Genomic DNA, 12825 nt, shown 5'->3' with positions numbered 1-12825 from the left:
TCAACTGGAAGCTGGTGAACAGCTTCTCCGAATACTTCTTCTTGCCTTGCATCTACCGAAGGTCGGACCGACCGCGCAAAAAGTCAAGATCATGGAAAACTGAGTTTTCAACAGGTATATTTGGGTTGTGCAACGGGCACCATTGTTGTGCAACGTTTTTCATTTTCTTTCAATCTACCATAGGCTTGTAATCATTCATTTACTTTCCTTCCATGGTTGTACAGTTCCTCCCTTATTATTTCCCCATTCTCATTCCAGCGCTTCCAATGTCCTTGTCGATTTGATTTGTTTATACCTGTAACTGGTTGAGACCTAACAACTCCGTCACCGTCTTGAAAAATCAAAGTGTCATGGCTTACTATGGTAATTTCATCAGCTGCATTAAGACTGTACTCTGCAATCTCCTCAATCGCTCCATCGTCAAACCATCCTATGCTTGTACCGATACTCACACCACCGCTTGAAAATGCAACTCGTATAATTTGACCACTTTTATTCCATTGACGAAAAGTTCCGATTTCTTCACCATTCAATTCATAATATTCATAGGCCAGGTTTCCAGTTGGGAAAAGTCCTACATGATAAACTGAACTGCTGTCCTCGGTTAAATATTTCACGTAGGATTTGACCCCAAGACCATATCTTTCATTGAGTTCAACGAATACCAGACTGCTGTCGTTCACTTGAAGGCTGTTCTGAGCGGCACTTGCTTGGATAGCAAACAGGGCGATAAATGTGAGCAGATGTCTCATTTCAAATGTTGCACAACGTAAACTGCTATGAAAATAGGGCTTTAATTCCTTCGACCTTTCGCCCGATGCCGAACTTGGTAGAAACAACTGAGCTTGCGTACCTGTCGTCACGCCCTATTTTGATAGCAGCTGTTGGCGTGTCGTTGTTTTCTTTTCTTTCATGTCAGATACCTTCCATAATTGGTAGTTTAATCTGTAGAGTTGTTTGAAAGCTTCGCAACATTTTCTTATAATGAATTCAAATTCCTTGTCAGCTGTCCATGTAATTTTCAACTCCCCAACACTACTTGATATGTAGCGTGAATTCTCATTTGTAGCATCAAAGAAGTGCTTTCGCATTATTCGAAAGATCATGCTTTTATCCTTTTTGAACAATTGCGGGTACTTTTTACTTTGCTCATCAGAGGTGAATTCATACTGCTCATATTGAAATCCGTCAAACTCTGATAGTTCAAATAAACTTTTCCAAAATTGATCATCCATGTATGGTAGATTGACATTATGTCTAAGGTCAGATGACAAATAAATTCCGTTTTCATCAAGTCCAATCTTATAGTCACATTGAGTTTTAATTGACTTAATGATTAATTCGGGACCATAATGATGGTCGTAAAAATCACCGTACTCCCATTCATCTTTGAACTTTCCATATTCAAAAGAGTACTCAGCGATTTTGGCAAAAGCGTTGACACAATTGACAGTAACTTTCAGGTTATCGTCTGATGAGAAATCCGTTTCGGAATTGCTCATATCTATGTATTCGTTAACCTTTTCAAATATTGCATTAAACTCCGAAGAATGCTTGTCGATGATTTTATCTAGGGACTTGTCCAAAGCTTGGGAGATTACTAATCGTTGTCAGAATGGGGTTGGCTTTAACACAATACTTTTCTATTCAATAATTACTTTCTCCGCCTTGATTTGGTGACCATTCTTGTCGAAGAGTTGCAATACATATAGTCCTACTGGCAAGTCAGCCACAAATATTTTGTTGCTAAGGTTAGATGTTGCCGCAACTTGACCAAGGGCGTTGACCAGTTTTATGTGTGCAGGATTGTAGCCAGTTATGCTTATTTCAGTCCGAGCAGGATTAGGATATGCAGTGAAATGAGATGATAACGCTGGGTCAGTATTGTCGATGTCTGTTATTACATTCTCACTTTTCCAAACAGAACCGCCCATCGTGCCAGCATATATATTTGAACCAGCTAAGGCTAAAGAACGAACATCTGTTGTCGTAAGATTTGTATTTATCTGAGACCAACTTGTACCATTATTTGTTGTTAGATAAACACCTGTGGAATTTCCCGCCCAAACATTTCCACCGCTTACGAGGAGTGATTTAATACCTGTTCCAGAAATAGTATTTGCCGTGCCTGTCCAAGTTGTACCATTATTGGTTGACAGAAACACCCTGCCGTAAATTCCCGCATAAATATTGTTGCCATCGTTGGCAAGTGAACTGACATTAAAGTTGGTTAAACCTGTGCTTACACCTGTCCATGATGAACCGCTATTAGTTGACAAATAGACACCGTTGCCACCAGTCCCTGCAAATATGTTTGTCCCGACTATTGTTAAGGCAGTAATGGTCATGCTCCCTAAACCATTATTAACGGCAGTCCAAGAATTACCATTGTTGACAGACTTAAATATTCCATTGTTTTGTGTGCCAGCATAAATGGTTGTGCCACTAATAGCAAAAGAGGAAACCGAAGGACTAGTTAATCCAGTATTGATCGCAGACCAAGACGAACCATTATTCGTGGATAAATATGCGCCATGTCCAACAGTTCCAACGTAGATATTTGAACCATGAATTGCTATGGCATTTATCGAAAAATCCCCTAATCCATTATTTATTTTGACCCAAGTAGAGCCTTCATTATTTGATAAATAGACACCATTATTTATAGTTCCTGCGAAAATATTTACCCCGTCAGTTGCCAATGATAGAACGTATGTATTTGTGAAGCCTTCATTCACAGCAGTCCAAGAAGATGCGTTATTGACTGATAAGAAAACACCACCGTAATTAGTGCCAGCAAAAAGGTTTATTCCGTCAGTTGCTAATGAGTAAACAGACAAATTGGTCAGTCCAGTATTAACATCTGTCCAAGAAGCACCATTGTCTGAGGACAAGAACACGCCATCATCTTGTGTTCCAGCAAAGACATTTGAGCCGCTTATTGCTAGTGACCTAATACTAGCAGACAAGCCGTTATTCAACGCAGTCCAGTTTGCGCCACCATTGGTAGACCCAAAAACACCACTTGTAGTTCCAACATAAAGGTTTGAACCATCTGTGGCAATTGATTTAACGCTTGGGTTTAAAAGACCAGTATTTACTGCTGTCCACGAAGCACCACTATTTGAAGAAGCAAATATGCCACCTGATGTTCCGACATAGATATTCGTTCCATCTGTTGCCAAAGAGGTAGTATAATTACTTGTCAATCCGCTATTGACAGCCGTCCAAGAACTACCATTATTGTTTGTCTTGAATACTCCAGCATTTGTACTGGCATATATAGTTGAACCATTGACCAGTAATGAGGAAACGTAAGCGTTCGTTAGACCATTATTAACAGGCGACCAAGACAATCCATTGTTGGTTGATAAAAAGACACCTCCATTCCATGTGCCAGCATAAATGTTTGATCCATTTACGACTATTGAACGGATGTCGTAATTGGTTAAACCATCGTTAATTCTTGACCACGATGAGCCATTGTCCATTGATAAAAATACTCCACCATTACTAGTTCCTGCATAAATGTCTGTTCCATCTATAAGCATGGTCTGAACAACACCGCTATACGGACCATTTGTTTCAATCCACTGTCCGTTCGCATTTACGATAGATAATAAGCTAACCACTACGGTAAGAAGTGATAAAATTGGTTTCGTCATGTTTAGGTTCATTTTCGTGTTAGATGATGTCAAGGTTGATTTCATGGATGTTCTGTCAGGTTGCGCCACAATGCACGCCAACTATTGGCTAAAGATAATCAGGTATCGTTAGCCAACTCTGTGGGTAGCTGGTTTAATTGCTTGCAATATAGCTGTTTACGTCATTCAACAAGGCGGAATTCTCCAAATGCCGGCCCTGAGACTGCCGGAGGGTGATCTGCCAAAAACAATCACGCAATGCGTTTAAAGAGCCAGCCCGTACCATCGATGGTGCGGCCGTACTCGTAGCGCATGGAGTACTTCTTGGTAATGGCATAGACCACAAATCGGGGTGATGTTTTGGTCTTCCATTCCTCTTTTCCCATAAACAGCACCTCTCCTACTTGGAGCTGGAGCAGCTGCACGCGCAGCATGGTATTTCGGCCCTTTATAATGGGCAGCACTTCCGGTATCTCTTCCTGTTTAAGCTTTCTCATGGTTCAGAACAGTGTGGTGTGTTGTTTCATATACGTTTTATCCTCAGCCTATAAGTTGGACATCCTCAGTTTACTGTTGGTCTTTTACTGTTTAATGTGAGTTACCTACAGTTTATGGTGGCTCTTCTTCGGTTAAGTGTGTGTTATCTACAGTTACAGGTGGTTTTGTATCAGTTCAAGGTCGGTCATCCTCAGTTTGTAGTGGTATTTCCTCTGTTTGAAGTGTGACTTCTTCGGTCGATGTTGCTTTATCCTCAGTTCATACGCCAACAAAAAAGGGCCGGGGCCTGAGGCCGTCTGCCCTTCTTTTCAGGTGTTAGGAAGTGGTTCCGTCATTTACGGGTGCATCGTTGGTGGTACCCGATACTTCGAAGCATTCCTTGAGGCCATCGTACACCACCTGTGCGCCTGCCACGTTCTTGGTGCGGTAGCGCTCGGCATTGGCGTATTGGTCTCTGGTGAACTCGTAGGCAAAATGGCCTGCCACCATCTGCAGCTCTTCGGTACGCTCGGTGGCCTCGGTGAGTTTGGTAAGCACTTCGAACATCTGTCCGAAGGTATCGAGGTCCTTATCGGCATCGGCAAGGGAGTAGCCTATGCCGTTGAGGTTCGGGTAATCTACCGCATACTCCTTTACCGATCGGAGCACGTAGGGCAACCGCTGGTTGCTTACCGTGGAGAGGCCTTGGCGCTCCTCGTTGCTGAGGTTGAGGTTGATCTTGGAGACGATGGTGTCAATAATGACCTGTGCTCCTGCTTTCATGGCATCGACCTCCGCTTGGGTGAACTCGACACCTAATACTACTGGTACTGGCATGTTGTTTTTGTTTTGGTTAATAATTGAATTGATATAAAGCGTTTATCAGTGTCCTGCGCTGAACATGTACACCAGGCAGGCGGTGACCGTCAATGCCAGAAGCACATAGAGCAGTTTGATGATGCGGGGTTCGTCTTTCATTTGAGCTGTCGGGCGTAGCCGAATTTGGTCATCTGTTCCACATAGGAGCCCAGTCCCCAACCGGCCTGTGCCAGGTGCTTCATGGTCTCTATGTGGTGGCTGCCGGTACTACCGTGGGTGTATTCGTACACCTCTCCGTTGCGGAAGTGAACGGTGACCCCGTTCTCCTCCATCCGGTATGCCTTGATGATTGAGCTGCCGCTCAGGTTCTTATAATCCTTGAAATTCTTCGTTTCCATTGGTTCCGGGTTTTATTGGTTTCTGTTCAGAATTGAATGCCGATAACAAGAATGTCGTCCACCTGTGGCTCATCTCCCTGCCATTGGGCCAGGTATTCGTTCAGCTTCCTGTACTGTTCATCTATGGGCAGGCCGCCTACTTCTTGTAGCAGTCGCTTGAACCGCGACTTCATGATCTTTTTGCCTTTGGGCCCACCGAACTGCGAGTAATAGCCATCGGAGGTGAGGTAGATGGTGTCGCCTTCCTTAAATCTGACGCATTTCTGGGTAAAGGAATGGGTGGCCGCATGGACCACCGTATTTCCGATCGGGTTTCGGCTCCCCGGATGTTCGGTAAGACCTTCCTTGTTCACAAGAAAAAGCGGCCTTAGCGCACCTGCAAAACAAATTTGCCGTTGCTCACGGTCAATACGGCAAAGCACAAGGTCCATCCCATCGTTCACGCTTGCTCCATTATTGTTGAACAATGCCTCGTCTACATCACGGTCAAGCTCATTCAATATTTCTGCGGGCTCAGAGATTCCCTTATCAATAACGGTATGGTTCAGCATCTGGTGTCCGATCATGGACATGAGCGCTCCCGGAACACCGTGACCCGTGCAGTCTACAACGGCAATGTAATCGTAGCGGTCGTTGTGATACTGCCAGTAAAAATCGCCACTTACAATGTCTCGGGGTTTCCACAGCACAAACGACTTCGGAAAGAGTTTCCTGCACTCGTCCAGCTTGGCAAGCAATGCCTTCTGTATGAGTTGCGCGTAGTTGATGCTGTCGGTCATTTCGGCATTCTTCCGTTCCAGCTGTTCGTTTGCTTTCTGCAACTGCCGGGTGCGTTCGTTCACTCGCTCCTCCAACTCCTCGGTCAGTTTGCGGAGTTCCATTTCGGTCCGGTGCAGCACGGTAATGTCCTGCATGGTACCGAACACCTTCAACTCACCGCTTTCAGGCATTTTACCGTTGCCCTTGTATATGCTACGGATCATTTTGATGTCTCCGCGAAAAGACCGTATCTGAAATGTGGTCTCGGCTTCGGTGCTTTTACCCGAAGCAATGTCCTGTGTCACCTTGAAAGATCTCTCATATTCATCGGGAAGTATCAGTTCCATGAATGAGTGTACCGTAGGCCTGTAGGTTTTGTGATCGGCACCGCAGATGTTGTACATCTCATCGGACCAGATGATCTCTCCTGTACCAAGATGCCATTCCCAATTGCCCACCTTGGCCATGCGTTCTGCCGCTTCCAGCCTTTTCTGGCTGCGTATGAGTTCGGTGAAGGCTCTGCGTCTTTCTGCCTCGGCATGCTGACGGTCCATTACCGAGCGGATGGCATCCGGCAATCGGTTCAGGCGGTCCTTCAGTATGTAGTCATCGGCCCCGGCCTTCAGGCACTCAACGGCAATATCGTCCGGCAACGACCCTGTTACCAGTATGAAGGGAGATGGCACGCCCATTTCCCGCTTATCGCGCAATGCGGCCAACCCGTTGTAACCGCTCAATCCGTAATCCGACAGGATGATGTCGGGCTGTACATCCCTCAAGCGGTTCAGGTACTCGCGCTCGTTGCTCACATGCGCATAGTCGAAATCCAGCTCAGACTCTTGCAGCGTATTAAGGACCAGCATCAGGTCCTCCTCGCTGTCTTCGAGCATCAGTATCTGTAACTTTTTCATTTATCGGGCATTTAGAGGTTGTCATTTGCAATCGGGGTTTGTGTTCAGCAAGGCCCAATAGAACCCTACTTCGGTAACGGCTTTCACGAAATTTTCGAAGCCTACCGGCTTTACGATGTAGCTGTTTACTCCGAGCCGGTAACATTCCTTTATGTCCGGATCTTCCTTGGAACTGGTGAGCACCACAATGGGAATACACTTGGTCTGCGGGTCGCTTTTCAGGCTGCGGAGAACCTCCATACCGTTCAGTTTTGGCATTTTGAGGTCGAGCAGGATGAGGTTGGGCAGCGGAAGTCCGCTTCTGTCCGTGTATTTTCCTCGTGCGTAAACGAAGTCCAGCGCCTCCGCGCCATCCTCTACGTGGTAAAGGCTGTTGGCAAGGTTCTTTTCTTTCAAGGCGGTGAGGGTAAGCTCCGCGTCAAACGGGTTATCCTCCACCAACAGCAGTTCGGCTATCTTCTTGTTCATGATATTCGGGGTTTAAATTGGGGTTCTTGGGAAGGCTGAAATGGAAGGTGGCGCCTTTGCCAACTTCGGCCTCTGCCCAAACACGGCCTCCGTGCTTGTTCACAATGCGGTTGACAATGGCAAGACCGACACCTGTGCCTTGAAACTCGCTGGTGCTGTGCAAACGCTGGAACACACCGAACAGCTTATCGGCATACTCCATGTTGAATCCGGCACCATTGTCTTTAATGTGGTAAAGGATCTCGTTCTCGGTGTCTTCGGCCCAGATAGTGATCTCGGGGTTTTCCTTTTTGGAAGAATACTTGAACGCGTTGGAGATCAGGTTGCCCCAAACATGACGCATCAGCTGCGGATCGCATTTGGAAACGGGCAGTTTACCGAGCGTGATCTTTGTTCCACCCTCTGGATATTCCTGTTTCAGATCGCTCAAGATGTTCTCCACCACCTCCTGCATGCTTACTTGCGAATTGCGAACTTCCTTTCTGCCCGTCCGTGAGAATTCGAGAAGATCATCGATCAATTTGCCCATGGTAAGGGCGTTCGACTTGATGATTCCCAACAGGCGCTTGGCGTTGTCGTCCAGCGTTTGGGTGTACTGCTTTTCGAGCATTTCCGAAAAACCGTTGATGGCACGCAACGGTGCCCTTAGGTCGTGGCTTACCGAATAGCTGAATGATTCCAATTCTTGATTGCTGGCCTGCAACTGCGCGGTGCGCTGATCGACCATTTTCTCCAGCGACCGGTTCAGTTCGCGCAGTTCGTTCTCGGCCTTCTTCCTATCCGTCACATCGATGGAAAGTACGAACACCCCTTCTGGCACACGCTGAACGCTGAGCTCAAACCAGGCGCTGGTTCCGTCAGGATATTGAAAATGGTTCTCAATATGATGATTGGTCCCTTCCGGTTGCCCCATCGATTTCTCGATCAACTTGAAAACCTCGGTCTGCTCAATACCGGGGTAGCATTCCATCATGGTGCGGCCAACCATTTCTTCCCGACCATATTTGCCATGCTTCAACACCGCATCGTTCAGGTACACATATCGAAATTCCTTATCGATCATCTGCGCCCCTTCCATCATGTTGTCGAGTGTATAGCGGAACCTTGCCTCGCTGTCGGCCAGTTGCTGAGAGGTGTCTTTCAGATCGGTGAGGTCCGATCGGATAGCCATGTACTTTACGGGCTTTCCCTCCTCATTTAAAAACGGAATGATGGTGGTATCGACCCAATAATAACCGCCTTTCTTGCTCTTATTGCGGATAATGCCACGCCACACTTTGCCGCTGGCAATGGTTCGCCACAGGTCGCGCATAAACTCCTTGGGATGATGTCCGCTGTTGATGACCCTGTGATCCCGACCCAGCAATTCCTCTTCGGCATAACCTGAGATGCGACAGAAATTGTCATTGACATGAAGAATGATCCCTTTCTGATCCGTGATTGCCACAATGGTGCCTTGATCCAATGCATACTTGTAGTCGGTCAGCTCTTTCAGTTTCAGTTCCAACATGCGGGTCTGCCGTTCCAGGGCAACGGTTCTGGATCTCACCTGGGCTTCCAGATCCGTGTTCAACTCCGCCAGTTTATCAGCGTATTCTTTCAGTTTCAGGTCATGCTGATTGGCGTAGGCAGCAACTCTCCAGATGATCAGGCAGAAAATAATGATGATCACCACCACCAAAAGCATAAGACCGAACACACTTGAATAGATTCCTTGTCGTTCTCCATACAATCGGATGGCACCAAGCCCAATGGGAAGCAGAATTGCCAACGGCAACAACCATCGTGCGATAAGACCACCTGTGCCTTTGCTCAAAATAGTGGAGACCAGCGGCCCGTCCTTTCCAAAGGCCAGAATGGCAACGCCAAGCAACACAAACCCCACGGCCGTGTGTACCGCCATGGGGAAGTGTTTGAGCACTCCGTAAAACTCAGGGACCCGATACCCGTAACCGATGAGCGAGAGTGTTCCGAGAACCGTGGCCAGCAGTGCCAAGAGTTCTGGCAGTCTTCCCTTTTTGGACTGCGGATAATAGAGCATGGCTCCGCTGGAAAGCACAAAGGCGATTGCGGTATTCGGTGCCATCCGGTTGTTCAGCCCACGGTACATGTCAAAATCGAGTTTTGACGCAAACAGGATCCTGTCGATGGAGAATGAACTGTCCATTATCCACAGAACCAACTTAATGGCACAGATAACGAATGCAACTCCAACAGACCATCGTGCCAGTGCCGATGGATGACGTAGGACACCGATGGCGCACAGCATAAAGCAGAGTGCGGTGGTAGGGTTCATTGCTACCGAACCGGGAATAGGACGCAGCAGAATTTCGACATCCAAGAGCCAACCGACAAGCACCGAGGCTCCGAGCACAAAGGCAAGCCAACCAGTAAAAATACTGGTTAACCGAAGCCTGTCGGAAGATTGATATGTCTCGGATAGTTCCATTTCCGAACAAGTGTTACACTCATGATCACCTGGTTTCCTGACCAATAATGGCCATTGAAATTACTCAAATACAACAACGAATCAAATACGACAGATCGCCTTTCCCATCGAAATCAATAGAATCTGTTGATCATCAAACTACTCAATTCTGATCCTTCTTATAAGATCCGCAATGTCCGACCCTTCAAGACGATGATGGTCCACCAGCTTCTGCCAGTGCTCCGGGTCATTTCTCTTCAGCCAACGAAACCACTCCTGTGGCGTTCTATCTCCGATAGAGAGCAAGCAGCACGTACAAACCGTTTGTCTCTCCGTTGTTGGCCCTACAGCTATCATATATTTCGTGGGGTTTGGTTTCTCTGAACTCCCACAGAATACACAGTTCCTTTCCTTGGGCATGCTCTGATTTCTTTCTATAGTAGATGCATTTGGTTTCGATATGGTAACAGTCGTTTGTCTGATCATTATTGCCGTCTATCCAACTTCTCAGTTCAACACCAAGGGTTCTTGCCAAGAATTCGGTTTCTCTTGGTACGCTTCCATGATACTTATCACGCTAACGTCTTTGGGAAGCCTGTAAGGTGGAAACAACAATTGTTCGTACATCAGTAACACCTTGGCATTCCTACCGTTCATCCGCTGCAAATAAACCTGCTGTAGGTGCTGGGCCAGTTGAATATCCTGTCTGTTCACATAGGTACTCTCCATCTTAACCGCCATAATAGGTGGCTGTCCCTTGCAAAACAGCACCACATCAATGCCGATTCCATCCAACCGCTTACCAAACAGTCTCCTCCATCCTTGGCTCTCTGGATGGATCATCTCCAAAGCGACCTTAATTGCCAACGGATCCATCTCACGAGCCATATGAGTAGCAGCTATTGGTACATGTTCCGCTTGAACTCTCGCAAGGGCATTCGATGGTCACATAATTCCCTCCGGTTGAATTGACCAGACGGACAGGGCAGGTGTTGAGGACGTAATTGTTGTATATCCCCTCATCGCCAACGTTGTTAGACCCAATAAATTTATTGGCCCCACTGGCCTCTTCAACCCACATGGCCGCTTGGCGATTCCCGAAATCAACCGTTTTACTGAACACGCCATTGTCATTGAGGGTTCCAACGCAGAAATCATTCCCCGAACACATGAAGGCCAAACCTCCATCGTATGCTTTGCTGTATACCGTCTGACCCGTTGATGTCAGCTTGATCGTGATGGTTGTTTTTGTAAAGCTCACTTCATGCGTACTGAGCGCATAGGAACTCGCTGTAGTAAAAGTGTAATTGGGCATATCTTAATTTGTTTTCATCAAAGGAATGCTGTAAAACACATTTTTTCCAGCAAACTTTATTCATATATTTCAACGAGTTTACATTTTTGAACTTGAAAACAGACCATTTACATGCTTTCATAAACTCACTTGACGAAGGTCAAAAACGTTACTGCAAAAGCAAATTAAAGCAGGACGCAAGCGCGGTAAAACGAGGCTACTTGGCCATGTTCAGTGCTTTGCAGGCGAGACGACAAGACCCCAATAAAAAGCTGAAACACGCTCTGAACAAATACCCGATTTCGAAAAACCTTGCGGTGGAAAAGTTCAGACTGTACGAAGTGCTTGTCATGTACGTGAAAGAACTGAACACTGCAAGGGGTAAAATGACCATGCAGAGAAAAAAGCTTGAAGAGGCTGAGGTGTTGTTTGACATGGGGTTGCGCGTTGAGGCTGCAGAAGTAGCCGAAAAGGGAATAGAGAAAGCAGTGGAAATGGAGGATCTTCACTTAGAAGTTCTACTGCGAGATCTGCTTAGAAGAGTGTTAAAGAGTATGAATCAGTCAAAACTGGTTAACAAACGTACTGAGAACGAATACCTGTTGGTAATGGCCAGCAAAAAACTGGCTACGTTGATGCGGTATAACCAGATCAACGACCGCATGTTCGACTACATGCGCAGCTACCGAGTGACTGACAGCGATGCTGTCAAAAGAGGGATTGAAGAATTGGTTAATTTACCTGAGATGAAGGATGTCAACATGGCTGATTCACTTCCTTCCCAAACCCGTTACCATACAAGTTGGGAACACTATTACGGACAGTTGAATGACTTCGAAAAAAGCAATGAACATAGCCGATGGTTATTGAAACTATGGGAAAAGAAACCAGAACGTATTCAGGCTGACCCCTCTGAATATAGAACCGCGATGACCAACCTTATCGGTAAACTTTCAATGTTGGGACATACGGAAGAGGCTGCTCAGCTGTTGAGTAAACTTCAGAAATTATCTGTCAAAGGTCGGAAAGAGGAAACAAGCCATTTTGTTGGGGTAGAAATTCAGTATCAGCTTTTCTATTTGAATCAAGGTCAACTTCAAAAAGCCCTCGAACGCGAAAGCATTATACTGGAAGGGCTGAAGAAATTCCAAAAATCCATTTCAAACAGTAACAGACTCACCCTTATATACAATCTGGGAATCAATTATTTACTGTTGGACAAAGACAAGAAAGCCATTCACTATTTCGATCGCATCCGTCAACTTGGCAGCCTTCCAGAGCGCCAAGACCTACAAGGGGTGGCGCGTTTGCTTAGGCTTCTGCTCATGTCGAACAAAAGAAGTGAACTGAATTTCGAACATTACCTGAGAAACAGTCAACGGTTTTTCAGCAAAAATCACCGAGGGTATGATCTTGAAATTCTTGTCCACGATTGGCTGCTCAGACATGAAAAAGTTTCAATCAATAATGTGAGTCGATCTCTTGCAGAGTTTGTTGAACTCCTCAAGCCATTTGTGGACGGCAACACACTGGGAGCGGAAGAAATGTGGCTTTGGGCCAAGGCACGGGCCGAGGGGAAAAGTACTGAGCAGGTCTTTCTGGAACATTTGGGAAAGGCGTAAAAAAA

Annotated in this window: 12 protein-coding genes; 1 reads left to right on the top strand and 11 read right to left on the bottom strand. The window is 46.2% G+C overall.

From position 1 onward, the window contains the following. Nucleotides 1–191: 191 nt before the first annotated feature. From GC178_18715 to GC178_18665, 11 genes are all read right to left on the bottom strand, one after another. Nucleotides 192–752 carry a hypothetical protein gene (locus tag GC178_18715; protein ID MBI1289599.1) on the bottom strand — a complete coding sequence of 187 codons (561 nt, stop codon included), beginning with the start codon at nt 750–752 and terminating at the stop codon, nt 192–194. A gap of 114 nt (nt 753–866) precedes the next feature. Continuing rightward, complete coding sequence (locus GC178_18710) at nt 867–1586, bottom strand: hypothetical protein (GenBank protein MBI1289598.1); 720 nt, start codon at nt 1584–1586, stop codon at nt 867–869. 57 nt (nt 1587–1643) lie between these two features. Further along, on the bottom strand, nt 1644–3710 hold the full coding sequence (locus tag GC178_18705) for a T9SS type A sorting domain-containing protein (protein MBI1289597.1): 2067 nt from the start codon (nt 3708–3710) through the stop codon (nt 1644–1646). Nucleotides 3711–3895: 185 nt separating this feature from the next. Further along, complete coding sequence (locus GC178_18700; protein ID MBI1289596.1) at nt 3896–4141, bottom strand: hypothetical protein; 246 nt, start codon at nt 4139–4141, stop codon at nt 3896–3898. 316 nt (nt 4142–4457) lie between these two features. Beyond that, a complete protein-coding gene (locus tag GC178_18695; protein MBI1289595.1) occupies nt 4458–4958 on the bottom strand; it encodes a hypothetical protein in 501 nt (166 codons plus the stop codon). A gap of 137 nt (nt 4959–5095) precedes the next feature. Continuing rightward, complete coding sequence (locus GC178_18690; GenBank protein ID MBI1289594.1) at nt 5096–5338, bottom strand: hypothetical protein; 243 nt, start codon at nt 5336–5338, stop codon at nt 5096–5098. A gap of 26 nt (nt 5339–5364) precedes the next feature. Further along, entirely contained in the window at nt 5365–7008 is a 1644-nt protein-coding gene (locus GC178_18685; GenBank protein MBI1289593.1) for a SpoIIE family protein phosphatase, read from the bottom strand. Nucleotides 7009–7029: 21 nt separating this feature from the next. Further along, entirely contained in the window at nt 7030–7476 is a 447-nt protein-coding gene (locus tag GC178_18680; protein ID MBI1289592.1) for a response regulator, read from the bottom strand. Beyond that, nucleotides 7436–9925, bottom strand: coding sequence for a PAS domain S-box protein (locus GC178_18675; GenBank protein MBI1289591.1), 2490 nt, complete (start codon nt 9923–9925; stop codon nt 7436–7438). The genes GC178_18680 and GC178_18675 overlap by 41 nt, the downstream gene beginning before the upstream one ends. Nucleotides 9926–10411: 486 nt before the next feature. Beyond that, a complete protein-coding gene (locus GC178_18670) occupies nt 10412–10780 on the bottom strand; it encodes a hypothetical protein (GenBank protein MBI1289590.1) in 369 nt (122 codons plus the stop codon). Between the two features lies 1 nt (nt 10781). Continuing rightward, nucleotides 10782–11219: a hypothetical protein gene (locus GC178_18665; GenBank protein MBI1289589.1), complete on the bottom strand. Its 438-nt coding sequence runs from the start codon at nt 11217–11219 to the stop codon at nt 10782–10784. Between the two features lie 8 nt (nt 11220–11227). Between GC178_18665 and GC178_18660 the strand changes: the two genes are divergently transcribed. Beyond that, nucleotides 11228–12820 carry a hypothetical protein gene (locus GC178_18660; protein MBI1289588.1) on the top strand — a complete coding sequence of 531 codons (1593 nt, stop codon included), beginning with the start codon at nt 11228–11230 and terminating at the stop codon, nt 12818–12820. Nucleotides 12821–12825: the final 5 nt, after the last annotated feature.

The organism is Flavobacteriales bacterium, assembly GCA_016124845.1.
Taxonomy (GTDB): domain Bacteria; phylum Bacteroidota; class Bacteroidia; order UBA10329; family UBA10329; genus UBA10329.
Note: the sequence above shows the minus strand (reverse complement) of the source record. Positions and strands in the feature narration are given on the sequence as shown.